The 22,206-nt window shown below is 37.4% G+C and carries 30 protein-coding genes; 1 reads left to right on the forward strand and 29 read right to left on the reverse strand.

What is annotated here, in order from left to right:
- The first annotated feature begins 117 nt into the window (after positions 1 to 117).
- On the forward strand, positions 118 to 675 hold the full coding sequence (locus R3F25_02755) for a hypothetical protein (GenBank protein MEZ5495737.1): 558 nt from the start codon (positions 118 to 120) through the stop codon (positions 673 to 675).
- Here R3F25_02755 and R3F25_02760 read toward each other — a convergent pair.
- The 29 genes from R3F25_02760 to rplV all read right to left on the reverse strand — a co-directional run bounded on the left by R3F25_02760 (position 672) and on the right by rplV (position 22,200).
- The gene (locus tag R3F25_02760; GenBank protein ID MEZ5495738.1) at positions 672 to 1,616 is read right to left on the reverse strand and encodes a 5'-nucleotidase; all 945 of its coding nucleotides are present in this window, start codon (positions 1,614 to 1,616) and stop codon (positions 672 to 674) included. The two genes, R3F25_02755 and R3F25_02760, sit on opposite strands and share 4 nt — an antisense overlap.
- Positions 1,597 to 2,361 (reverse strand): NAD kinase, encoded by a 765-nt coding sequence (locus R3F25_02765; GenBank protein MEZ5495739.1) that lies wholly within the window; start codon positions 2,359 to 2,361, stop codon positions 1,597 to 1,599. Before R3F25_02765 ends, R3F25_02760 begins: the two co-directional genes overlap by 20 nt.
- Positions 2,362 to 2,393: 32 nt before the next feature.
- Complete coding sequence (locus R3F25_02770; GenBank protein ID MEZ5495740.1) at positions 2,394 to 5,390, reverse strand: carboxypeptidase-like regulatory domain-containing protein; 2,997 nt, start codon at positions 5,388 to 5,390, stop codon at positions 2,394 to 2,396.
- Positions 5,391 to 5,449: 59 nt separating this feature from the next.
- Positions 5,450 to 7,321, reverse strand: a complete 1,872-nt coding sequence (locus tag R3F25_02775) for an ATP-binding cassette domain-containing protein (GenBank protein MEZ5495741.1) — start codon at positions 7,319 to 7,321, stop codon at positions 5,450 to 5,452.
- A gap of 17 nt (positions 7,322 to 7,338) precedes the next feature.
- Positions 7,339 to 8,214 carry a GGDEF domain-containing protein gene (locus R3F25_02780; protein ID MEZ5495742.1) on the reverse strand — a complete coding sequence of 292 codons (876 nt, stop codon included), beginning with the start codon at positions 8,212 to 8,214 and terminating at the stop codon, positions 7,339 to 7,341.
- A gap of 191 nt (positions 8,215 to 8,405) precedes the next feature.
- The gene (locus R3F25_02785) at positions 8,406 to 9,653 is read right to left on the reverse strand and encodes an arginine deiminase family protein (GenBank protein ID MEZ5495743.1); all 1,248 of its coding nucleotides are present in this window, start codon (positions 9,651 to 9,653) and stop codon (positions 8,406 to 8,408) included.
- Positions 9,654 to 9,690: 37 nt separating this feature from the next.
- On the reverse strand, positions 9,691 to 11,034 hold the full coding sequence (locus R3F25_02790) for a 3-deoxy-7-phosphoheptulonate synthase class II (GenBank protein MEZ5495744.1): 1,344 nt from the start codon (positions 11,032 to 11,034) through the stop codon (positions 9,691 to 9,693).
- Entirely contained in the window at positions 11,027 to 11,521 is a 495-nt protein-coding gene (locus tag R3F25_02795) for a disulfide bond formation protein B (protein ID MEZ5495745.1), read from the reverse strand. The genes R3F25_02790 and R3F25_02795 overlap by 8 nt, the downstream gene beginning before the upstream one ends.
- A gap of 64 nt (positions 11,522 to 11,585) precedes the next feature.
- Positions 11,586 to 11,975 carry a 50S ribosomal protein L17 gene (gene rplQ / locus R3F25_02800; protein ID MEZ5495746.1) on the reverse strand — a complete coding sequence of 130 codons (390 nt, stop codon included), beginning with the start codon at positions 11,973 to 11,975 and terminating at the stop codon, positions 11,586 to 11,588.
- A 28-nt stretch (positions 11,976 to 12,003) separates the two neighbouring features.
- A complete protein-coding gene (gene rpoA / locus R3F25_02805; GenBank protein ID MEZ5495747.1) occupies positions 12,004 to 13,008 on the reverse strand; it encodes a DNA-directed RNA polymerase subunit alpha in 1,005 nt (334 codons plus the stop codon).
- Between the two features lie 21 nt (positions 13,009 to 13,029).
- Positions 13,030 to 13,659, reverse strand: coding sequence for a 30S ribosomal protein S4 (gene rpsD / locus R3F25_02810; GenBank protein ID MEZ5495748.1), 630 nt, complete (start codon positions 13,657 to 13,659; stop codon positions 13,030 to 13,032).
- A 12-nt stretch (positions 13,660 to 13,671) separates the two neighbouring features.
- Complete coding sequence (gene rpsK / locus R3F25_02815; protein MEZ5495749.1) at positions 13,672 to 14,058, reverse strand: 30S ribosomal protein S11; 387 nt, start codon at positions 14,056 to 14,058, stop codon at positions 13,672 to 13,674.
- Between the two features lie 19 nt (positions 14,059 to 14,077).
- Complete coding sequence (rpsM, locus tag R3F25_02820) at positions 14,078 to 14,434, reverse strand: 30S ribosomal protein S13 (GenBank protein ID MEZ5495750.1); 357 nt, start codon at positions 14,432 to 14,434, stop codon at positions 14,078 to 14,080.
- Between the two features lie 299 nt (positions 14,435 to 14,733).
- Positions 14,734 to 16,092 (reverse strand): preprotein translocase subunit SecY, encoded by a 1,359-nt coding sequence (gene secY, locus R3F25_02825; protein ID MEZ5495751.1) that lies wholly within the window; start codon positions 16,090 to 16,092, stop codon positions 14,734 to 14,736.
- Between the two features lie 5 nt (positions 16,093 to 16,097).
- Positions 16,098 to 16,532, reverse strand: a complete 435-nt coding sequence (gene rplO, locus R3F25_02830; GenBank protein MEZ5495752.1) for a 50S ribosomal protein L15 — start codon at positions 16,530 to 16,532, stop codon at positions 16,098 to 16,100.
- A 22-nt stretch (positions 16,533 to 16,554) separates the two neighbouring features.
- Complete coding sequence (gene rpmD, locus R3F25_02835) at positions 16,555 to 16,746, reverse strand: 50S ribosomal protein L30 (protein ID MEZ5495753.1); 192 nt, start codon at positions 16,744 to 16,746, stop codon at positions 16,555 to 16,557.
- A complete protein-coding gene (gene rpsE / locus R3F25_02840; protein MEZ5495754.1) occupies positions 16,739 to 17,257 on the reverse strand; it encodes a 30S ribosomal protein S5 in 519 nt (172 codons plus the stop codon). The genes rpmD and rpsE overlap by 8 nt, the downstream gene beginning before the upstream one ends.
- 55 nt (positions 17,258 to 17,312) lie before the next feature.
- Complete coding sequence (rplR, locus tag R3F25_02845) at positions 17,313 to 17,669, reverse strand: 50S ribosomal protein L18 (protein ID MEZ5495755.1); 357 nt, start codon at positions 17,667 to 17,669, stop codon at positions 17,313 to 17,315.
- 24 nt (positions 17,670 to 17,693) lie between these two features.
- Complete coding sequence (rplF, locus tag R3F25_02850; GenBank protein ID MEZ5495756.1) at positions 17,694 to 18,224, reverse strand: 50S ribosomal protein L6; 531 nt, start codon at positions 18,222 to 18,224, stop codon at positions 17,694 to 17,696.
- 11 nt (positions 18,225 to 18,235) lie between these two features.
- Entirely contained in the window at positions 18,236 to 18,643 is a 408-nt protein-coding gene (gene rpsH / locus R3F25_02855; protein MEZ5495757.1) for a 30S ribosomal protein S8, read from the reverse strand.
- Positions 18,644 to 18,683: 40 nt separating this feature from the next.
- The gene (gene rpsN / locus R3F25_02860; GenBank protein MEZ5495758.1) at positions 18,684 to 18,989 is read right to left on the reverse strand and encodes a 30S ribosomal protein S14; all 306 of its coding nucleotides are present in this window, start codon (positions 18,987 to 18,989) and stop codon (positions 18,684 to 18,686) included.
- Positions 18,990 to 19,001: 12 nt separating this feature from the next.
- Positions 19,002 to 19,544: a 50S ribosomal protein L5 gene (rplE, locus tag R3F25_02865; GenBank protein MEZ5495759.1), complete on the reverse strand. Its 543-nt coding sequence runs from the start codon at positions 19,542 to 19,544 to the stop codon at positions 19,002 to 19,004.
- 13 nt (positions 19,545 to 19,557) lie between these two features.
- Positions 19,558 to 19,878 carry a 50S ribosomal protein L24 gene (gene rplX / locus R3F25_02870; protein ID MEZ5495760.1) on the reverse strand — a complete coding sequence of 107 codons (321 nt, stop codon included), beginning with the start codon at positions 19,876 to 19,878 and terminating at the stop codon, positions 19,558 to 19,560.
- A 10-nt stretch (positions 19,879 to 19,888) separates the two neighbouring features.
- On the reverse strand, positions 19,889 to 20,257 hold the full coding sequence (gene rplN, locus R3F25_02875; GenBank protein ID MEZ5495761.1) for a 50S ribosomal protein L14: 369 nt from the start codon (positions 20,255 to 20,257) through the stop codon (positions 19,889 to 19,891).
- A 29-nt stretch (positions 20,258 to 20,286) separates the two neighbouring features.
- Positions 20,287 to 20,547 carry a 30S ribosomal protein S17 gene (rpsQ, locus tag R3F25_02880; protein ID MEZ5495762.1) on the reverse strand — a complete coding sequence of 87 codons (261 nt, stop codon included), beginning with the start codon at positions 20,545 to 20,547 and terminating at the stop codon, positions 20,287 to 20,289.
- Positions 20,547 to 20,759, reverse strand: coding sequence for a 50S ribosomal protein L29 (gene rpmC / locus R3F25_02885; protein ID MEZ5495763.1), 213 nt, complete (start codon positions 20,757 to 20,759; stop codon positions 20,547 to 20,549). Before rpmC ends, rpsQ begins: the two co-directional genes overlap by 1 nt.
- Entirely contained in the window at positions 20,760 to 21,173 is a 414-nt protein-coding gene (gene rplP, locus R3F25_02890) for a 50S ribosomal protein L16 (protein ID MEZ5495764.1), read from the reverse strand.
- Positions 21,174 to 21,176: 3 nt separating this feature from the next.
- A complete protein-coding gene (rpsC, locus tag R3F25_02895) occupies positions 21,177 to 21,854 on the reverse strand; it encodes a 30S ribosomal protein S3 (GenBank protein MEZ5495765.1) in 678 nt (225 codons plus the stop codon).
- Positions 21,855 to 21,864: 10 nt separating this feature from the next.
- On the reverse strand, positions 21,865 to 22,200 hold the full coding sequence (gene rplV, locus R3F25_02900) for a 50S ribosomal protein L22 (GenBank protein ID MEZ5495766.1): 336 nt from the start codon (positions 22,198 to 22,200) through the stop codon (positions 21,865 to 21,867).
- Positions 22,201 to 22,206: the final 6 nt, after the last annotated feature.

A 22,206-nucleotide genomic window follows, 5' to 3' on the forward strand; every position in this document is an offset into this window, starting at 1 on the left:
TGTCAATGAATGAAAGCTGAATGGAATAAATTTGTTTTATTGGCCAGTTTCTTGCCATTTATTTTATTTGTAATAGAATTCGTGTGTGTATTTGCACATATTTCAGGGGCAGTCAAAATGAACACTTCACCGACAAATTCAGATTCCGACACTCTTCGTGTTTTAGCACAAGCAATAGCTAAGCTAATTCTGAGGTTTCGATTTTCTCGAAGTCGTTTCCTCACTTTGTTAGATGAAGAATTAGTCTTGCAGGCTAAGAACAATGATCCGCAAGCAAATAATGTCACATTGTCAATCCGTACTGGAATCAACAGGCGATACATTCCGCAGTTGCTTAGTGGTGAAGCCATGCACTCCAAACCTGAAAGACTTAAAATGATTCTGGAAGATTTAAAGTGGACTTCACAAAAGCATTATCAATCAGGAAAAGTTCCGCTTAAAGGCTCTTTCAACACTTTTGAAACCATCTGTGAGCTCAGAGCTTCCGGCACATTAACTTACAAAGCGATTTTGGAAGAGTTAATTAAACAAGGTAAGGTCAAGATTGTTGGAAAGACAGTCGAAATTATTTCAAATTATTCTGAACAAGATAACAAACATCATGAATTTGCCAAGAATTCAGTTGAAAAAGTTTTTTATACCGTTGAAGAAATTATTCAATCAGAAAAAAACTAATTAGGAGGATTATTTGCGATTCCGTGCGGAACATGACCGGTTGTCAGCTTTTTGCGACTGGCTGACTTGACATAAACCAGTTGATCATCAAAGAAAATATCCGCTTTAAAAGCCTGCAAAAATTCAGATTTATCCAAGCCGCCCAGAAACAGAGCTTCATCAATGCGAATTCCCCATTTTCTCAAGGTCAGAATCACACGTTTATGCGAAGGAGCAGAACGAGCTGTTACTAAAGCGGTGCGAATAGGAGTTTCATCCACTTTGAATAACGATTGCAATTGATGAAGTGCGATTAAAAACGGCTTGAACGGACCTGCATTTAACGGAATCTCAGCATTTTTTTGTTCATTTTGTTTAAATGCTTCCAAGCCTTGTTGCTTGTATATTTTTTCAGATTCATCGGAAAATAACACTGCATCCCCATCGAAAGCAATTTTGACTTGAGATTCACTATCTGAATCCAGCTCAATATTGCGAGTCATTAAATGAGCCGATGCATAACCGGCTTGCAATGCCAATTCAACATCTTTGTTATGAGCCGACAAGAATAAATGAGCACCAAATGCTTTCAGGTAGGAATAAGGCGACTTGCCATTGGAAAAAGCCGCTCTTTCTATCGACAACCCATAATGTTGAATCGAGTTAAAAATTCGCAAACCCGTATCACCATTATTTCTGGAAACCAGAACCACTTCGACTAGCGGCGTTCCAATTTCAGGATGTTTAATTGCCAAAAGTTTTCTGACCAAATTAAAAGCAACACCGGGTTTTAAGGCTTCATCTTCATGCTCAAGTTGAAAATGACGATATTCATCGACACCTTTGTTTAAATAAATCTCATGCTCATCACTTAGATCAAACAAGGTTCTTGAGGAAACCGCAATCACCAGAAACGGATTGTAAACAAGCTTATCCTTTGACTTAGATGATGAATTGCTCATTGATGATTCGATCTTCGAGATTATGTTCCGGGTCAAAAAGCAATTTCAGTTTGACGGATTTGTCTTCGTAAATTTGTACGCAATCAACATCCCTGACTTCAAAATTATCAGCAGTCGCACTCACCGGACGTTTACCGCAATCCTGAATGCTGAATCGCACTTTTGCACTTGCCGGAATCACCGCTCCTTTCCAACGCCTGGGACGAAAAGGACTGATGGGCGTTAATGCTAAAATGTCCGAGCCCAAAGGCAATACAGGACCATGTGCTGACAAATTGTAAGCGGTAGAACCAGCAGGTGTGGCGACCATAATGCCGTCGCCGACTAATTGTTCGATTTTTAATTGCTCATTGATATAAACTGTGATTCGTGCTGATTGACGGGTTTGTCTTAGTAATGAAACTTCGTTTATTGCCAATGCCTCATAGCGTTTCCCTTTGGTGGTTGTAGCTTCCATTTTCAAAGGATGTAAATTTGTGACTTGTGAGCTTTTGATTCTGTCAATTAAATCGTCATCGGAGTAGCGATTCATCAAAAAACCAACTGTACCTCTTCGCATCCCAAAAACCGACTTGGAGTTTGGAATAAAACGATGCAAGGTATGAAGCATAAAACCATCACCGCCCAATGCCACTATGACGTCGGCTTCTTCAAAGGAAGTGATAAATTCGCTATATTTCTTTTTCAGAATTCGCAGAGAATTTTGGGCTTTTTGCGAGCGACTGGCAACGATGGATATTTTCATGTCTGAATGATAACACGAAGAAATATAAAGTTTTAATAACTACAGTTCATACCTGTTATTTTTGTTAATCTATTCATCACAATTTCACCTTCTCCAAAACCATAATGTTCGACATTGGGAGTCCATTTCATTTTTATCTCGTTATTGCTCAGTTTGATAAGCTCAATCTCTCCCCACTCTTTAACCTGAACCTGATTTGAATCAAAATAAGGAGGGAAGTCTGTTCCTGTTGTATAGAGAGACGACAAGGTAACTTTATTCTCATCAACTGTACCATTCCCTAATAGCCAAAATTGTTCACCATCTTTATAAGTAAACCATGTCATCAGCACTCTTTCTGCATTACCTCCCAGTATTTCAACTATAATTCCATGACCACTTTGATCCCTATTATAAAATGAGCCACTAAGACAAGCATCTATTGTCCCATTGCTTCTCTTGAAATCAGATAAGTATGTGAATTTTCTTAACATCAACGAACCATCTTCAAATCCTTCTAAATAAGAATCCCATGAAATTTCAGCATGATTAGAACTATTAAAATTTATTGTCATCAATCCCCAAGGATTTGCATTCACGTCTTCACTTTCAAAATTAGGTGGAAAACTTGCTCCGTCAGTAATATATAAATCTACATAAGCAAGATCTTTATTCAGCGGGCCTGTGCCGGTCAACCAAATTGGTACACCCTCACTCATGGTGTACCATGAGATAAACAATACTGGATATCCATTTTGTTTAAGTACTTCCATTTGTACCCCATGCCCGAACTGCTCTGGGTTATTCCATAATCCATTCAAATCAGGATAATAATGTGTCCCAGGCATAAGACTAAAATCAATTCCAGAAATATTGATATCTGTTACAGTGACTATTTCTGATAAACTTACATCACATTCTGAAATTCCACAATTATTCCCACCATAGGCCTGATTCACATAGTGTCTCTCATTATTTGTAATAATTTTGTATGTACCTGGTTCTAGAGCAGATGTTTTGTAAAAACCTGAATTATCAGTGAAATAACTTTCAAGATATTCACCGGACTCTGAATATATTTTTACTTCTACATGTTTAATTGCAATATCTCTGAAATTGTCTTTCACTTGTCCTTCTATCGAACTACCTTTAGTAAGAGAGAAATTAATATTTTCAACATCCACATCGGGAATATTGATTAAACTAGCTTCGCTAATATTACATGAGCTTCCACAGTCAATATTCGGATATAATTTATCTCTGTAGGCTTTCTCCGGATTCAAATTTCGCAATTCTCCTTTGAGGACTTTTCTACTTCCATTATTTGTTCTTACATAGTAATTTCCTGATTTTAATCCCTTTAACTTATAGTTCCCTTCAGAGTCTGTTTTGGTTACATCAACAAATTCTTCCTGTTCATTTAATACAACAACCAACATATCCTTTATTCCTGAATTATCAGTCTCATCAATAACGCGACCTGAAATTGATTTTGCAGAGTTCAACCTGAAATTAACAATAGTCTCTGGTTCATCAAGACTTAACTCGACGAGTTGAGCTTTGGAAAAATCACAGTTATTTCCTTCACATTCAACACCAGGAAATATTTGATTGACATAGTTTCTGTTGGATGCGTTCAGGCTGCTAAATCCAGTCTTGATATAATATCTCCCGGGTGGAATTCTGCTCGTCCAATAGTATCCCGAACCCTCATAGTCATAATTACCGCCAACATAATTTAAATTTTCATCATAAACTTCAACAAGGTCATAGGAGTACTGTGTATCGTCATCGAGCAACATCTCTCCTGTTTGATTGTCTACGATTGAACCTTTTATCTTTACACCTGGTGTTTTTAATAACATATCAACACCGGTTAAATTTTCTCTTTTAGACACCCTTATCGGATACAAATCATAACTTGTCAAACATTCATGATAGAGACAGTCCAAATCTTTATATGATTTGCGAGTATAGTCATTTTTCATTGCAGACAAGAAATACTCTCCCTCAGCAAGCCCTGAAAACTTATAATCTACATAGTTTTGTTCATTCAAATCAAGATACAAAGTGTATGAATTTAAAAAGTTACGATAAGAACTCCTCAAATGCACAGTAGCAATGTTACCATCTTGATACTCACTTCCCTCAAAACTAATTTTTCCAGATATTGTAGCCCCGTGATTTCTTTGAATATTAACAGTCTTTTTTTCGAATTTACTAAGAGTAATAACTTCTCCTTTTCCCGCTTCAATTTCTAACCAACATACATAACAATCACCAAAACCGTAAATATAACCAACATATGTGTCCTGTTGTGTAATTGTATTATTAGCAAAGGGTTGATGTGAAGTTACAAAAAACTTATATTCACCCTGAGGTAAATATTGGTATAACATTCTTTGCGTATTTACAACACCATTTGCAAAATCTTGTCTCGTATATGAAACAGCTGTTTGCATTTGATTCTCTGAATCTAATATATATGCACCAAGAAAGTATTCACCATTATTATCATTATCAGTTATCACCAATAAAGCAGCTGGAGCCAGTCGAAAATCAATATCTTGTTTTGATTCTCCATTTTCGATATTGATAATGCTTTCCATCGGAGGTTGTGGATAGTAGCTCTGAGTTCGCTCATAATTGGCATGCCATAAAGTAGGCAAATAATACGTAGGTTCATTAATATCGGGCTCAAAAGACTTATTACTAACCGAAATTAAATATTGACCATCAGCTAAATCATTAAATTCAAAAACCGAGTTTTCAACATTGACAGATTGAATATAACCCCAAGAATCAGTTTCATCAACTCTGCCAATGATACTCAGACTCATATTGGTATTATCCGGTATCAATTCGCCGGAATCAGCATCATACAAAACTCCTGAAAGAGAAGCAGTACCGGATAAAGTTGATAGTCTATTTGTTTCAGTTAATAGCTTTTCATTATTTGTAGGTTCAAAACCTTCGAATAATTGTTCTGATAAGTCAGAAGCATGCGATTGTAAAACAATGACAAAGAACAGGAAGCAAAGATATTTCATTTCTTAATTTCTCTCTTTTGATCAAATTTATTTGATATTTCTATGGTGAACTTTCAATTTTACTGTTCAAGTATATCCCATCGTTGATATTTTTGCTCAAGTATTTTACTAATCGTTTTATGTTCCTGAGTGATTCTTTGTACCACATCTGCCTCTTGTTGATAAAAACCGGCTTCCATCATTTGAGCATTGATTTTTTCTAAATCAGCTTCGAGTTTTTCTATTTCCTGAGGGAGATTTTTGAGTTCGTATTGCTCATTAAAACTGAGTTTGTTTTTTGAACTTAGTTGGGTTTTAGATTTTGTAGGCTCAACTTTAGATGGAGCTATTTGTGTTGGTTTTTCATTGTTTTCATCCGCTCTTTGTCTTAGGTAATCCTGATAACCGCCAATATATTCCTGCACTTTTCCATTGCCTTCAAAAACATAGGTCTGTGTGGCGATATTGTCGATGAAATTTCGATCATGGCTGATAATCAAAACCGTTCCGGGAAAGTCAAAAAGTTGCTCTTGCAACAAATCCAGAGTTTCTATATCCAAATCATTGGTTGGCTCATCCAGTACCAAAACATTAGCCGGTCGTGCGAACAATCGTGCTAAGAGCAAACGAGAGCGTTCACCACCGGATAATACTTTTGCCGGAGCCATTATTTTTTGTGGGCTAAATAAGAAATCCTGCAAATAGGAAATAACGTGTTTAGGTTTTCCATTGATTAGAATCTGGTCCGTTCCAAGATTGAGATTATTGGCGACGGTGTCTTCGAGGTTAATTTGGCTTTTTAGCTGATCAAAGTAGGATATTTCCAAGCCGATTCCATGTTTAACACTGCCACTGTGTGGTGGAATCATTCCTAAAAGCATATTCACTAATGTTGTCTTGCCGACTCCATTTTTCCCGATGATTCCAATCTTATCACCTCTGCGGATTTTGGCGGAAAACCCTTCAAAAAGCACCTTATCTTCAAATCGACAACTAATGTTGTGAGCCGTAATTACTTTTTTACCAGATTGTTCAGCAACATTCACTGTTGCTTGGGCGTTATTACCGATGGTTCTTCTTTGTCCTCTGATAAGCCGCATTTTTTTTAAATCACGAACCCTGCCCTCATTTCTTGTGCGTCTGGCTTTGATTCCCTGACGAATCCAGACCTCTTCTTTGGCGAGCTTTTTATCGAATCTTTCGTTTTCCTTTTCTTCGGCATTCAGTCGTTCATCCCGATGTACCAGATATTTTTCATAGTCGCAGTTGTAGGTATAAATTTTCCCCCGATCCAGTTCCAGAATACTGTCAGCAAGGTTTCTCAGAAATGATCTGTCATGAGTAACAAACAAGACCGCAACCGAAAGATTCTTGATGAACTTTTCCAGCCATTCAATGGTTTCAATATCCAGATGGTTTGTTGGTTCATCCAGTAAAAGCAAGTCGGGATTTTGCACTAAAGCTCGTGCCAATACCACACGACGTTTGACTCCACCTGATAATTGATTGAAATTTTCATCACCATTGAGGTTTAATTGTGAAATGATATTGTCAATTTTATTGAGTAAATCCCAAGAGTCATCAATAGTTAGCTTTTGTCCAATTTGGTCAATTTTATCAGTATCATTGTGTTTTAAGGCTTCATGATAGGCAATGATATTCTCACCGGGTTCACCAAGAGCTTTTGCAACTAATGCATAGACATCGTCGGTGTCTTCTGCAATGGGGACATTCTGTTCCATCATTGAAACAGTTGCAGAGTTGTGAAGGCGAATTTCTCCATGCTCAGCAACTATTTGTCCTGAAAGCATCTTCATGAGCGTTGATTTGCCTTCGCCGTTTCGTCCTATCAAACAAACTTTGCTTCCGGGATCGATACTGAAACTCACCTGATCCAGGATTGGGTTTGCACCAAAATCCAAGGAAACATCTATAAATGAAATGATTGCCATATTGAGGTTTTATTTAATTAACTACGAACAGAACGAACGCAATTCCGGTTGCTGTTTTTTGCCTTATAAAGTGCTTCATCAGCCCGTTTTATGAGGTCATCAATAGTTTTATCAATTGTCAATGACTCAGAAACTCCGGCACTAATGGTGTATTTTATCGTATTTGAGGAAGATTGATACTCATGACTCTCAATCTTTTGGCGAAAATGATCAATCGCTGAAACAGCATTCGGTAAACTGGTTCCCGGTAGTAGAATTGCAAACTCTTCTCCACCCCAACGACAAACCTTATCGGTTGAACGAAATGAACTTTTCATGAAATTTGCCAAATCAATTAAAATCTCATCGCCAACCAAATGTCCGTATTCATCGTTGACTTGCTTAAAATAGTCAATATCAATGATTGCCAGTGAAAAAGGGCTGAAATTTTTCTTTGCGTTTATGAATTCCAGTTTAATAAAACTGGTAAAAGAGCGTCGATTGAGAATTCCTGTAAGTTCATCGGTACTTGCCTGAACTGCCAACTCTCCTTGTCGCATTTCGTTATATCGCACCCATTTTGACACTCCAATTGCCAGTAAACTATAACCAAAAACAAAAAGGAGCTTAACCGCTATCTTTACAACATCTTTGTTATATTCATAAATATGGTCGAGTGTCAAAATTAGCAGTGCAAAATATAAGAAAGCAAAGCCAATTGATGTGTAATAATAAAATCCACTTTTGTTAGTGCTATTTCTCTGTGTGATATAAATCAAATAAAATGTAGTGGCAATCAGAATAGAATTTGCCAGAACTTCGAAATATTCAATATTGCTTTTTGTTTGATAAAAGAAATAATTCAGAATAAAAAGTGCAACTGAAGTGGCAATCACCAGTAAAAATACATTCAATCCCCTTTTTTTCTTATTATTAATTGGTCACTCCAAAAATAGCTATTGTTATATTATAGAAATGAAAAAGTCTAATCTGTTAATTCCATTGGTATTGAGACAGATGTCTCATTAACAATTTTTCATACAATGAAACGGAAGTCATCTGTATTCATAACCAACAAGATAAAAAAGTAAAAAATATTGGAATATTACCAGTTTACTTTTTCTCGATGGACAGGCATTGTCATACAGCGACACCCTCCTCCACCACGGCTGAGTTCTGCTCCTTCCATTGCAATTGCTTGTAATCTTGCAGGATCCAGGGATTTTTTGTCGGTAATGACATCACAAGCAGATATCACTTCAAAACCGGCTTTACTCAATTCGTTGAAAGTTTCCTTATTATGCATGTAACCGATGACATGACCGGGAGCAAATGTAAAAAAGTTGGCACCACTGGTCCATTGTTCACGCTCCTGCATAAACGAACTGTTACCACCACAATTGATGAATTGAGCTTCAAGTCCCAAGGCACGCATGGCCTTTGGTAAACCTGAGTACTCAGTAATTGAATTGATATTTCCTTGGCTGCATTGCATTCTGAATACTTTACATTTATTTGGACCAGTTACCAATGGTGGATAAACCATGAACTTATCAACATCCAGCATTGTGAAAATCATATCAAGGTGAATTGTTGCTCTGATTTTTGGCAAGTTAACAACCAAAATATCGAATTTTTCCTTATTATGCGACATTTCACGAGCCAATCGATCAATCGCTTTCGCTGAGGTTCTTTCACTAAACCCAACTATAAGCAAGTCTTCTTTAATAACTAAGATATCACCGCCTTCCACTGTCACTTCATCAGACAACTTACGACTTCCGTCGTAATAAAAGTCATCGACTCCTAAAGCTGGATGATGTTTAAAAATATAACGCAAAAGCATTGCTTCTGTTAACCTGACTTTGTGTGCCATTGAACCAATAATCACATTCTCATAAACGCACATGACTGCATCACGAGTAAAAAAAGCGTTTGGTAAAGGCGGAATCGCATGGCGTGACTTACTGATAAAACGCTCAAGAGTGTTTTTTTCGAGTATGGTTCCGGTGAAAAATTGTTGAGACAGGTGATATGCTTCCAGTTGCATCAAGTCGTCGACTAACTCAGGATAACCATACAAATTACAAACATCTTTGACAACTTGAAGTTTGATTTTGTCGTCTTTGAGAATATCACATAACAAATCAGAAAATTCATGAACTTTTGCAACACGACGGAGAACACCGGTCAATTGACGATGCTCTTCAAGTGCTAAATCCAGATTCAGAATGTCATCATATAAAACTTCTTGTGCTGTTGCCGGCGTCATATTTTCCATCTCAACACCCGGCTGATGAATGATTACCGTATTCAGCCTGCCAATTTCAGAGTGAACAGAAATATTCCCCATGATAATCCCCTTATGATTTATAGTTTAATAAATTGTTTTATTGATTATTCGATTTACTGACAATTGCCATTGCCATTTCCAAAGATTGTTCATAATTCAACCTTGGATCCACCTGAGTTTTATAGGCCCTTTCCAAATCTTTTTCATTCAACTCTCTGGCTCCACCTAAACACTCGGTGACATTTTCACCGGTGAGCTCCAAATGCACACCACCAAGAATTGAATTCTCAGATTTGTGAATCTCCATAGCCAACTCAACTTCTTTTTTAATTTTTTCAAATTTTCTGGTTTTGAAACCGTTGGATGTGCTTTCGGTATTTCCGTGCATTGGATCACAACACCAGATAACTCCAATTCCTTCTTCTTTCAAGATTTGAATCATATTCGGTAAGTGCTTCTCAATATTGTCAGAACCAAAACGATGAATAAGCGTTAACTTTCCTTTTTCATTGTTCGGATTTAAAGTTTTACATAGACCAATCAAATGCTCCTTTGAAGTTTCTTTTCCAACCTTAACTCCAATTGGGTTCTGTATTCCTCTCAATAATTCAACGTGAGCGCTTTCCAACTGATTGGTTCTTAATCCAATCCAAGGAAAATGGGTGCTCAAATTAAACCAACCTTCTTGTCTAGGAACTTTGCGTGTGAGAGCTTGTTCATAGTGCAAATGTAATGCCTCATGTGAGGTAAAAAAGTCCACTCGTGACAGATTTCCTAAGCGGCGTCCGGCAAGAGTTTCAGCAAAGTTAATGGACTCGCTAATTTTTTTCATCATATCCTGATATTCAGTGGATTGTCCTGAATGTTCAATCCATGCTAAATTCCAGTATTCCGGATGACGAATATCTGCAAAACCACCATCAATCAAAGCTCTTACGAAATTCAATGTCATCGCTGATGATGCATGTCCTTGAATCATTCTTTCAGGATCTGGTACTCTTGATGCTTCATCAAAATTGATTTTGTTGACCAAATCGCCACGATACGAGGGTAGTTCAATTCCATCTTTGGATTCCAAATCACTGGAACGAGGTTTAGCATATTGACCTGCAAAACGTCCAATTCTTACAACCGGCTTCTTCAATCCATGAATTAAAACCAAACTCATTTGCAATAAAACTTTTAGGCGATTAGAAATAATAGGCGAGCTGCAATCTTCAAAACTTTCTGCACAGTCACCACCTTGAATTAAAAACCTCTCACCATCCTGAACTTCTGCCAGTTTCTTTTTTAGGTTAAAGATTTCCCATGAAGTGACTAATGGTGGTAAATCACTAAGTTTTTCGATAGCTGAATTTAGTTTTGCAGCGTCCGTGTAATTTGCCTGCTGCAGAATTTGTTTATTCTTCCAGCTTTCAGGTGTCCAGTTTAATTCAGTCATTTTTAATCCTCATCCAAATGATTGTGTAAATTAGAAATCCAACAAAACAAACAAAAGTCCATGCCGGCATTGATAAGCCTAGAAACTGCCAATCAATTTCAGCACATTGCCCGGAGCCGGTGAATAAATTTTTGAAAATAGTACCTATTGGAAAATTTTGAACCATGTATTCCAGTCCCGGTCCACAATCCGGGATTTCATCGGGTGGCAAATGCTGCATTCTCACATGCCATGCTGAAACAAAAGCACCCGTTAAACTGATAAGAGTGATGACAATTCCACTGATGGTTTTCATTCTCTTTTGCGGATTAAAGATAAAAGTGATTAAAAATAGAACGCCAATTATCAAAATAATAAATCTTTGCACTAAACATAACGGACATGGATTGAGTCCGTTAACATACTGTTCGTAGTATGCATAGGAGAGCATCAGTACGGTTGTAAAGAAAGCCAGGAAACTCAGAAATCGTGAGGATTTAATATTCATTTCATTTTCTCTGTTGAAAAAAAACCCGGCTTTTGACCGGGTTTCTAAACTAATTTAAGCAATTTTAGCTGTCTGAATCAGAAACCTGATTTGGCCTTGGACGATCAACAAGTTCGACATAAGCCATAGGCGCGTTATCGCCGCTACGATAACCACACTTCAAAATTCTTAAATAACCACCGGGACGTTTTTCATATCTGCTTCCCAGCTCTTCAAATAGTTTTTTCACAACATCTTTACGACCAAGGCGTGAAAAAGCCAATCTTCTGTTTGCCACACTATCATTTTTTGAAATAGTAATCAATGGCTCAGCTACACGACGCAATTCTTTAGCTTTAGGCAATGTTGTTTTTATTAATTCATGTTCAAATAAAGAAGCAGCCATATTTTTGAACATCGCTTTGCGATGGCTACTGTTTCTATTTAACTGACGACCTGATTTTCTATGACGCATTTTATTTCACCACTTCCTAATTATTTCGTTATCCCAGCAAACGCTCGACAGTTCTGATTGAAGCCGGAGGCCAGTTTTCTAATCTGACACCAAAATTCAATCCCATCTCTGCAAGCACTGCTTTAATTTCGTTCAATGATTTCTTACCCAAATTTGGAGTTTTCAACAAGTCAACTTCAGTTCTTTGAATAAGATCACCAATATACTGAATGTTTTCTGCTTTCAAACAATTTGCAGATCTGACAGTTAATTCCAATTCATCAATTGGTTTCAACAGAATCGGATTCAGTTTTTCTTCTTCTGACTCTTCTTCAACCGGTGAAGTCATTTCAAAGTCGACAAAAACAGCCATTTGTTCAATCAAAATTCTGGCAGCTGTTTGTACAGCTTCTTCAGCAGTAATTGAACCATTGGTGTTGATATTCAAAATCAATTTATCAAGATTTGTTCTTTGTTCGACTCGAGCATTTTCGACATCATAAGAAACACGTTTGATTGGGCAGAAACTGGCATCCAACATCAATGAACCAATTGAGCGTGTATCTTCGCTCTTCGCTGATTGAATCGCAGGCTCGTAACCAATTCCTTGCTTAACTCTCATTGTCATGTTGATAGATGCTTTACCGGCCAAGTTACAAATAACATGGTTTGGGTTTGCAATTTCAACACCTTCTGCAACTTGAATATCACCGGCAGTGACTACTCCAGCTCCCGATTTTGACAATGACACTTCAAAATCAGTTAAGCTGACACCTGTTACTCTAAAGGCTACACTTTTCAAGTTCAATAAAATTTCAACAACGTCTTCTTTAACATTTTCAATTGTTGAAAATTCATGAGCAACGCCATCAATTTTTACTTCAGTGATTGCGTAACCCGGAACTGAAGAAAGCAAAATTCTTCTGAAAGCATTTCCCAGTGTATGACCAAAACCTCTTTCAAGCGGTTCAATCACAATCTCAGCACGATTGCCGGATTCTTCTTTTACTGCAACAACTTTAGGTCGCAATAACTTAGTCAAGACATCTGACATAAGATATACCTCTTCAGTTAATTATTTAGAATACAATTCCACGATGAGATTTTCATTAATCTCAGCTGGCAACTCATCTCTTGAAGGAACAGACTTAAAGGTTCCTGACATCGCTTTTGCATCTACTGATACCCAGTCTGCAAAAAGATTCATTTCTTGCCAAATATTTAGCGCATCTTGAATTCTAAGTTGTTTTTTTGCTTTTTCGCGAATAGAAATCACATCACCTTCTTGTACATGGTAAGAAGGAATATTACACGCTTTACCATTCACTTCGATTGCTTTATGTGAAACTAATTGCCTGGCTTCACTTCTAGTTACACCAAATCCCATTCTATAAACGACGTTATCCAGTCTAGACTCTAGAAGTTTCAACAGGTTTTCACCAGTTGCCCCTTTTTGGCGAGCCGCTTTTTTATAGTAGTTTCTGAATTGTTTTTCCAAAACACCGTAAATACGACGTACTTTTTGCTTTTCACGTAACTGTGCTGCGTAATCTGTTGGTTTTCCACGACGCATAGTTGCACCATGTTGACCCGGTAGTTGTTCCAATTTACATTTTGTTTCTACTGCACGCGCAGGAGATTTCAGCATTAAGTCTGTTCCTTCACGTCTTGCTAGTTTACAAGTTGGACCAATATATCTTGCCATTATTTATTCTCCTTACACTCTGCGTTTTTTCGATGGGCGACAACCATTATGTGGAATTGGAGTCACATCAAGGATGTTTGTTATTCTGTAACCCAAACCATGCAATGCTCGTACTGAAGATTCACGACCCGGACCAGGACCTTTAATGCGAACTTCTAAATTTTTCAAGCCATATTCTTGAGCTTCTTTTCCCGCATTTGTTGCAGCAATCTGTGCAGCAAATGGAGTACTTTTTCTTGAACCTCTGAATCCAGCACCACCGGCAGTTGCCCATGAAAGAGCATTACCTTGTCTATCTGTAAGAGTTATAATTGTGTTATTAAATGAAGCATGAACGTGTGCAATTCCATCCACAACGGTTCTTTTAATTTTCTTCTTGGTTTTTTGAGGTCTAGCCATAACTTTTCTCGTAATCTATTTATTTCTTGATAGGTCTTTTCGGACCTTTTCTTGTGCGTGCATTGTTTTTGGTTTTTTGACCTCTGCAAGGCAAACCTCTTCTGTGTCTTAAACCACGATAACAGCCAAGATCCATCAAACGTTTTATATCCATTGCAACTTCCCTGCGCAAGTCACCTTCCACAGTAAATTTTGCAACTTCACCACGAACTTTTTCCAGTGAGTCCTCATCCAAGTCTTTGACCTTGGTCGTTGGATTTATACCTGCATTTTCACAGATTTGATATGCTCTGGTTCTACCGATGCCGTAAATGCTCGTCAGACCAATCCAGGCATGTTTATAAACCGGTATATTGACACCTGCTATACGCGCCATTTAACTCTCCTAATAACTTTAATTTAAACTTTTTAGCCAGTTGATTTTTCTACATACAACTTCTAGCTAAAGTGCTACTCTGGCTCAAAAAGCCGTGCATTATACGCAACAAAAGACAAACAGGCAACAAAGCCCGTGTCTTTTATCACATTTTGTTTAATAATTCTTAATTAATGACATTACTATCAATTTCACCAATTAAAATTTTTATTTTCTCTAAATCTTATCTTAATTAACGCATTACGCACGTTGTTTAGAGTTGTTTACTAAGTAAAAAATAAACTAATTCCTAATTGGAATTAGCGTCTTTGTACTCCAGATTTACCGTAATTTTTTAAATTTGATTTCTTTAACAAACTATCGTATTGACCAGACATTAAGTGTGTTTGTAACTGTGCCATGAAGTCCATTGCAACAACTACAACAATCAATAATGACGTTCCGCCTAAGGCAAATGGAACCTGCCAAATATTCAATATAAACTGAGGCATTAAACTCACACCCAATAAATAGAGTGCTCCCCAGAAAGTAACTTTAGTTGTAACACTATCAATATAATCAGCCGTATGTCTTCCCGGTCTAATTCCAGGAACAACTGCGCCGGAGCGTTTTAAATTATCTGATATCTCATTCGGATCAAAAGTCAGAGCTGTATAGAAAAATGCAAACCAGACAATTAATCCACCAAACATAATCATGTACAACACATTACCAGGTGACAACCAAGCTGAAACATCCAGTAACCAACCCCAACCGTCTTTTTGACCTAAAAACTGTGCTAATGTGCCTGGAAACAATACTAAACTGGATGCAAAGATAACAGGAATAACTCCAGACATATTCACTTTTAAAGGTAAATACGAGCTTTGTGCCAATGTTCCTGTACGTCCACCTCTGCGAGCATATTGTATAGTAATTCTTCTTTGTGCCCTTTCAACGAACACAACAAAGTAAGTAATTCCTAGTGCGATGACAAGCAACAATAACGCAACCAAGGCATTTAAATTTCCTTCTGAAACCATAGAAAATGTAGAGCCTATAGCCGCAGGAAGACCGACCACAATACCTGCGAAAATAATCAATGAGATACCATTACCGATACCTCTTTCACTAATTTGTTCACCCAGCCACATCAAGAACATTGTTCCGCCAGTTAGAGCTACTGTTGCAGGAAATAAAAATCCAAAACCTGGATTTGGGACAACGGCTACACCATTGCTGGAACCCATTTGTTGTAAAGAGAAAGAAATCGCATAGCCTTGGAATGCAGCCAATATTACAGTGAAATAACGCGTATATTGGTTAATTTTCTTACGACCTGATTCTCCTTCCTTTTTTAACTCTTTGAGTTTAGGTACGGTATGACCTAGAATTTGGATAATAATAGAAGTTGTAATATAAGGCATCACACCCAAAGCGAACAATGAGAAACGTCCCAATGCTCCACCGGAGAACATATTAAACATATCAAGCAAGCCTCCACCTTGTGTTTCCAACAACTGTGATAACACTTTAGGATTCACACCCGGAACCGGAATATATGAACCAAGGCGGAATACTATCAATGCAATAACCACGAACCAAATTCTGGATTTGAGTTCCTGGAGATTGTTCTTATTCCCCAACATTTTTTGGATTTGTTCTTGTGATGCTGACATAACTTCTAATACTCGACTGAACCACCTGCTTTTTCGATACTTTCTTTCGCTCCTTTAGTTGGTACCAGACCAACAACTTTAACTGCTTTAGAAAGAGTACCGGTATTAACAACCTTAACTTTTTGAACGAATGACTTTACTAATCCTTTTTCTTTCAAAAGTGCTAAATCAACAGTATCCACATTCAATGTTTCTAAGTGATACAAACAGATTTCACCGGTTTTCTTAGCAATTCTAGAGCTGAAACCAATTTTAGGTAGTCTTTTTTGCAATGGCATTTGACCGCCTTCAAATCCTACTTTATGGAAACCACCAGAACGTGACTTTTGACCTTTATGACCTCTACCACAAGTTTTACCAAGTCCAGAACCAATTCCACGGCCGACTCTTTTTGCCACTTTTTTACTACCAGCGGCAGGCTTAATTGTATTTAAACGCATTTCTCTATCCACCCTTATTCAGTTATTTAACTTCTTCTACTTTTAATAAGTGAATAGCTTTGTTAATCATGCCTCTGTTTTCAGGAGTATCCAAAACTTCAACAGTATGTCTGATTTTACGAAGTCCTAAACCTTTTAAACATGCTTTATGATTGGACAAAGCCCCGATTGTACTCTTAGTTTGAGTAACTTTAATAGTTTTTTGCTTAGCCATGATTCAACATTACCTCTTCTACAGTTTTACCACGTTTGGAAGCAATAGTTTCAGGCGATGTCATCGCTTTCAAACCATTTACAGTTGCTCTAACCAGATTAATTGGATTGTTAGATCCTTGAGATTTTGCCAATACGTTTTGAACACCGACAACATCAAATACCGCACGCATCGCACCACCTGCAATAACTCCGGTACCTTCAGACGCTGGTTGCATATAGATTTTCGAACCCGCATGTTTTGCTTTGATTGGATGCCAAAGTGTTCCATCCTTCAGATCAACCTGAATGATGTTTTTACGAGCTTTGTCCATTGCTTTTTGTATCGCAATAGGAACTTCACCCGCTTTACCATATCCGAATCCGATTTTTCCGTTTCCATCACCAACAACAGTTAGTGCAGTGAAACTGAATTGACGACCACCTTTTACAACCTTTGATACCCTGTTTACAGCTACCAAACGCTCTAACAAGCCGTCGTTATCTTCTTTATTGATTTCTACGCTCGCCATTTATTTTTACCTTATCTTTAAATTACTTTAACTTTTGACTCAAATCGCGTCAGAATTATAATCCTAACCCTGCTTCTCTTGCTGCTTCAGCCAATGCTTTGACTTTTCCATGATATAGAAAGCCCGAACGATCAAAAGCAACTTTTTCTACACCTGCTTTTAATGCGCGTTCTGCAATCGCTTTACCGATAATTTTTGCAGCTTCGATATTTTTTCCTGATTTACCATCAACCAAACCTTTTTCAAGTGATGATGCACTTGCTAAAGTTTTTGTTCCGTCACCAGAAATAATTTGAGCGTATAAGTTTTTATCAGTTCTGTGAATTGATAACGAAGGCATTTCCAAAGAACGGATTTTTACACGCGTGCTTTTTGCTCTTCTTATTCTTGCTTGTTTTTTAGTACTACTCATAACTTTAACTCAAACTTTAATTAATTAAGCTTTCTTAGCTTCTTTTCTGAAAACTCTTTCATCAGAATATCTGACACCTTTACCTTTATAAGGCTCTGGTGGTCTGTATGCTCTGATTTCAGCACAAACTTGTCCCAACACTTGTTTATCTGTTCCGGTAACGACGATTTCAGTCTGATTTTTTGAAACTTCAAAACTAATTCCTTCAGGTGCTTTGTAAACCACATCATGTGAAAAACCTAAAGCCAGTTTCAAATCATTACCTTGCATGGAGGCTCTGTAACCAACACCAACAAGTTCTAATTTTCTGCTATAACCATCAGTCAACCCCACAACCATGTTGTTAACCAATGCTCTCATTGTTCCTGTCAACGGTATTGCCATATCATTTTTTGGAGAAAAAACTAATGCACCATTTTCTTCTTTAACATCAACATCTCTATGAACTTGCATTGATGCAGACCCCTTAGGACCTTTAACGGTTATAGTTTGATCTTTAATATCAACTGAAACACCTGAAACGAGTTCTACTGGTTTTTTTGCTATTCTTGACATTATATTTCTCCTTACTTAACAATGCAGATAACTTCGCCGCCAACTTCAGCTTGTCTGGCTTCATAATCTGTCAACAATCCTTTGGATGTTGAAATAATAGCAATACCAAAACCTGCGTCAACCTTAGGAAGTTCATCTTTTCCTTTGTATAACCTCAAGCCTGGTTTACTGGCTCTCTTGATATATTCAATAACGGGTTTACCTTGATAATACTTCAAATTAACTTTAATTTGTTGATGGCCGGTATCACTGTTTGCTGCTTCAATCACTTCAAAAGATTTGATATAGCCTTCTTTTTGCAAAACAGAACAAAGTCCTTTCTTCATTTTTGAAGCAGGAAAAGTAACCGACGCTTTGGATACTAATTGTGCATTTCTTATGCGTGTCAGCATATCTGCAATTGGATCTGTCATACTCATAATTTTATTCCTGTATTCTATACTTTTTTATTTGCTACACTTACCAGCTGGCTTTTGTTAAACCAGGAATATCACCACGCATAGCAGCTTCTCTCAATTGTGTCTTACTCAGACCAAATTTACGGTAAAAACCTCTTGGTCTTCCGGAAATCTGACATCTGTTTCTAACTCTTGAAGGAGATGCATTTCTAGGTAATTTTTGTAATTTTACCTGAGCTTCCATCATATCTTCATAAGAAGTCGAACCGTCAGCAATAATCGCTTTTAGTTCTGCTCTTTTCTTAGCATATTTGTTTACAATTCTAGCTCTTTTCAGATCTCTTTGAATCATTGATTGTTTAGCCATAATTCTGTACCACTATTTACTTTTGAAAGGAAAACTGAAAGCTGACAATAACGCTCTCGCTTCTTCATCTGTTTTTGCAGTTGTAACGATTGTGATATCCATACCACGAATTTCATCAATTTTATCGTAATCAATCTCAGGGAAAATAATTTGCTCTTTGACTCCCATTGAATAGTTACCTCTGCCATCAAATGATTTTGGACTCAAACCACGGAAATCTCTCACCCTTGGAATTGAAATATTTACCAATCTATCCAAAAACTCATACATTTTGTTTCGACGCAAAGTGACTTTACAACCGATTGGCCATCCATCTCTGATTTTAAAACCGGCTACAGACTTTTTAGCGTATGTAATTAGCGGTTTCTGTCCGGAAATCTTCTCCATATCTTCTGAAGCATGATTCAGGATTTTCTTGTTACCAACAGCTTCACCTACACCCATGTTTAAACCGATTTTAACTAATTTCGGTACTTCCATAATGTTTTTGTAGCTGAACTTCTCCATCATCTGAGGAACAACTGTTTCTTTATAAAATGTTTCTAATCTAGTCATATCTTTGCTCTACTTATGCGTCAACTGCTTCGCCACTTGAACGAAACACTCTGATTTTTTTGCCGTTTTCAAGATATTTGAAACTCACTTTGTCAGCTTTTCCTGTTGCTGCATTGAACAACATTACGTTCGACAAATGTATCGGAGCTTCTTTTGAAATAATTCCGCTTGGCTTTTCAGGATTGCTAGGATCTGCCTTAACATGTTTTTTAACCATGTTTACATTATCAACTAACAACTTGTCACCTTTCAATACTTCCAAAACAGTACCACGAGTGCCTTTACTGCGACCCGCAATTACTATGACTTCATCACCTTTTTTAATTCTTTTCATTTTGATACCTTTATAATACTTCAGGAGCCAATGAAATTATTTTCATAAATTTTTCTGAACGTAATTCTCTTGTTACAGGTCCGAAAATACGAGTTCCTATAGGATCTAGTTTTGCATTGAGCATAACTACTGCATTGCCGTCAAAGCGAATCAATGACCCGTCATTTCTTCTTACGCCCTTTCTGGTTCTTACTACAACTGCGTTATAAACCTCGCCTTTTTTTACTTTTCCGCGAGGAATTGCCTGTTTCACACTCACTTTGATAATATCGCCAATACCAGCATATCTTCTTTTTGAGCCGCCCAGAACCTTTATACACATTACTTCTTTTGCGCCGCTGTTATCTGCTACGGCCAATCTTGTTTGCATTTGAATCATGGTTATACCTCTTTAATCAATGGGCCTTGTTATTGCGCATCAGTAACTAAACCAACCACTTTCCATGATTTAGTTTTTGAGTACGGGCGTGTTTCTGTAATTCTTACATTATCACCAACTTTATAATCATTCCCTTCGTCATGAGCATGAATCTTACTAGAACGTTTGATAAACTTTCCATATATAGGATGCTTTTCTTTGCGCTCAATTAAAACAGTAACAGTTTTGTCCATTTTGTCACTGACAACGATTCCTTGCTTAACGCGTAATACTTTATTATCTGTAGTCATCACTTGTTACCTGCTTCTTTTGTTGCAATCAAATTCTGCTTGATTAATGTTTTCACTTTGGCAATGTCGCGTCTTGCTTCTTTTAACAAATGATTTTTTGTCAACTGTCCGTTTCCTTTAGCCATTCTCAGATCAAATTGATGCTTTTGAATTTCAGCCAACTTTTCTTTAAGTTCGACTAGGCTTTTACCTTTTAATTCTTTAACATTCATTTACATCACCACTCTTTTCACAAATGTTGTACTAAATGGGAACTTAGCAGCCGCTCTTGAAAAAGCCGCTTTTGCAACATCTTCTGAAACCCCTTGAATTTCATAAATAACTCTTCCGGGTTTAATGACTGCTGCCCAATATTCAACATTACCTTTACCTTTACCCATACGAACCTCAACCGGTTTGCTGGTTATTGGTTTGTCAGGAAATACTCTTATCCATAATTTACCACCACGTCTAACGTGACGGGTAATTGCTCTACGACCAGCTTCGATTTGACGAGCCGTCATAAATCCTCTGGCAGTGGCTTTTAGACCAAACTCACCAAAGCTTACTTTGTTTCCAGCATGCGCAAGACCGCGATTACGACCTTTTTGCTGCTTTCTGAATTTTGTTCTTTTTGGTTGCAGCATCGTTTATCTCCGTTTCTTACCTTTTGGTTTATCCTCTTCTTGTGTTTGTTCTAAATCAAACACATCACCGGTGTAAACCCAAACCTTAATTCCTAATACACCATAAGTTGTATAGGCTTTACCCATTGCATAATCAACATTAGCTCTGAATGTATGCAAAGGAACACGTCCTTCTCTATACCATTCAGTTCTAGCAATTTCAGCACCATTTAAACGGCCTGCAATTGCTACTTTGATACCTAAAGCACCTAATCTCATTGCACTGGAAACAGCACGCTTCATCGCGCGACGGAACATAATACGTCTTTCCAGCTGAGATGCAATACCTTGAGCAATTAAATCAGCATCTAATTCAGGTTTTCTTATTTCTGCAACGTTTACATGCGTTGGGACACCCATAATTTTTGAAACTGCATGTTTCAATTTTTCGATGTCCTCACCTTTCTTACCAATCACAATACCCGGTCTGGCTGTATGAATTGTAATACGAGCATTTTTTGCAGGTCTTTCAATTTCAATTTTTGAAACCGAAGCATTTGCAAGTTCTTTTCTCAGGTATTTTCTTACTTTGATATCTTTAATCAGTTGATCTGAAAAATCACCTTGTTCAGCATACCAACGTGCATTCCAAGGTTTTGAAATACCCAGCCTAATTCCTATTGGATGTACTTTTTGACCCATAACTCTACCCTTACGATGCTTCAGCCACTTTCACTGTGATGTGGCTAGTTCTTTTTAATATTCTGGTTCCTCGTCCTTTAGCACGTGCTCTACCACGTTTTAAAGTCGGGCCTTCATCAACCATGATGGTACTGACAAACAGATCATCAACATCCAGACCTTCATTATGTTCAGCGTTAGCAACTGCTGACATAAGTACTTTTTTCACCAGATGAGCTGCTTTTTTAGGGCTAAAAGATAATAATTTTTCAGCTTCTTCAACTTGCATACCTCTGATTTGATTAGCAATCAAACGCACTTTTTGTGCTGAAATTGCTGCTCTCATATGTTTTGCTGTAACTTCCATCATCAT

The organism is Gammaproteobacteria bacterium, from assembly GCA_041395445.1.
Taxonomy (GTDB): Bacteria; Pseudomonadota; Gammaproteobacteria; order Xanthomonadales; family Marinicellaceae; genus NORP309.

Bases quoted from the DNA above. Each gene is read 5' to 3' on its own strand.
- R3F25_02755 (MEZ5495737.1), top strand. From the start codon at position 118: ATGAACACTTCACCGACAAATTCAGATTCCGACACTCTTCGTGTTTTA.
- R3F25_02760 (MEZ5495738.1), bottom strand. From the start codon at position 1,616: ATGAGCAATTCATCATCTAAGTCAAAGGATAAGCTTGTTTACAATCCG.
- R3F25_02765 (MEZ5495739.1), bottom strand. From the start codon at position 2,361: ATGAAAATATCCATCGTTGCCAGTCGCTCGCAAAAAGCCCAAAATTCT.
- R3F25_02770 (MEZ5495740.1), bottom strand. From the start codon at position 5,390: ATGAAATATCTTTGCTTCCTGTTCTTTGTCATTGTTTTACAATCGCAT.
- R3F25_02775 (MEZ5495741.1), bottom strand. From the start codon at position 7,321: ATGGCAATCATTTCATTTATAGATGTTTCCTTGGATTTTGGTGCAAAC.
- R3F25_02785 (MEZ5495743.1), bottom strand. From the start codon at position 9,653: ATGGGGAATATTTCTGTTCACTCTGAAATTGGCAGGCTGAATACGGTA.
- R3F25_02790 (MEZ5495744.1), bottom strand. From the start codon at position 11,034: ATGACTGAATTAAACTGGACACCTGAAAGCTGGAAGAATAAACAAATT.
- R3F25_02795 (MEZ5495745.1), bottom strand. From the start codon at position 11,521: ATGAATATTAAATCCTCACGATTTCTGAGTTTCCTGGCTTTCTTTACA.
- rplQ (MEZ5495746.1), bottom strand. From the start codon at position 11,975: ATGCGTCATAGAAAATCAGGTCGTCAGTTAAATAGAAACAGTAGCCAT.
- rpoA (MEZ5495747.1), bottom strand. From the start codon at position 13,008: ATGTCAGATGTCTTGACTAAGTTATTGCGACCTAAAGTTGTTGCAGTA.
- rpsD (MEZ5495748.1), bottom strand. From the start codon at position 13,659: ATGGCAAGATATATTGGTCCAACTTGTAAACTAGCAAGACGTGAAGGA.
- rpsK (MEZ5495749.1), bottom strand. From the start codon at position 14,058: ATGGCTAGACCTCAAAAAACCAAGAAGAAAATTAAAAGAACCGTTGTG.
- rpsM (MEZ5495750.1), bottom strand. From the start codon at position 14,434: ATGGCGCGTATAGCAGGTGTCAATATACCGGTTTATAAACATGCCTGG.
- secY (MEZ5495751.1), bottom strand. From the start codon at position 16,092: ATGTCAGCATCACAAGAACAAATCCAAAAAATGTTGGGGAATAAGAAC.
- rplO (MEZ5495752.1), bottom strand. From the start codon at position 16,532: ATGCGTTTAAATACAATTAAGCCTGCCGCTGGTAGTAAAAAAGTGGCA.
- rpmD (MEZ5495753.1), bottom strand. From the start codon at position 16,746: ATGGCTAAGCAAAAAACTATTAAAGTTACTCAAACTAAGAGTACAATC.
- rpsE (MEZ5495754.1), bottom strand. From the start codon at position 17,257: ATGGCGAGCGTAGAAATCAATAAAGAAGATAACGACGGCTTGTTAGAG.
- rplR (MEZ5495755.1), bottom strand. From the start codon at position 17,669: ATGAGTAGTACTAAAAAACAAGCAAGAATAAGAAGAGCAAAAAGCACG.
- rplF (MEZ5495756.1), bottom strand. From the start codon at position 18,224: ATGTCAAGAATAGCAAAAAAACCAGTAGAACTCGTTTCAGGTGTTTCA.
- rpsH (MEZ5495757.1), bottom strand. From the start codon at position 18,643: ATGAGTATGACAGATCCAATTGCAGATATGCTGACACGCATAAGAAAT.
- rpsN (MEZ5495758.1), bottom strand. From the start codon at position 18,989: ATGGCTAAACAATCAATGATTCAAAGAGATCTGAAAAGAGCTAGAATT.
- rplE (MEZ5495759.1), bottom strand. From the start codon at position 19,544: ATGACTAGATTAGAAACATTTTATAAAGAAACAGTTGTTCCTCAGATG.
- rplX (MEZ5495760.1), bottom strand. From the start codon at position 19,878: ATGAAAAGAATTAAAAAAGGTGATGAAGTCATAGTAATTGCGGGTCGC.
- rplN (MEZ5495761.1), bottom strand. From the start codon at position 20,257: ATGATTCAAATGCAAACAAGATTGGCCGTAGCAGATAACAGCGGCGCA.
- rpsQ (MEZ5495762.1), bottom strand. From the start codon at position 20,547: ATGACTACAGATAATAAAGTATTACGCGTTAAGCAAGGAATCGTTGTC.
- rpmC (MEZ5495763.1), bottom strand. From the start codon at position 20,759: ATGAATGTTAAAGAATTAAAAGGTAAAAGCCTAGTCGAACTTAAAGAA.
- rplP (MEZ5495764.1), bottom strand. From the start codon at position 21,173: ATGCTGCAACCAAAAAGAACAAAATTCAGAAAGCAGCAAAAAGGTCGT.
- rpsC (MEZ5495765.1), bottom strand. From the start codon at position 21,854: ATGGGTCAAAAAGTACATCCAATAGGAATTAGGCTGGGTATTTCAAAA.
- rplV (MEZ5495766.1), bottom strand. From the start codon at position 22,200: ATGGAAGTTACAGCAAAACATATGAGAGCAGCAATTTCAGCACAAAAA.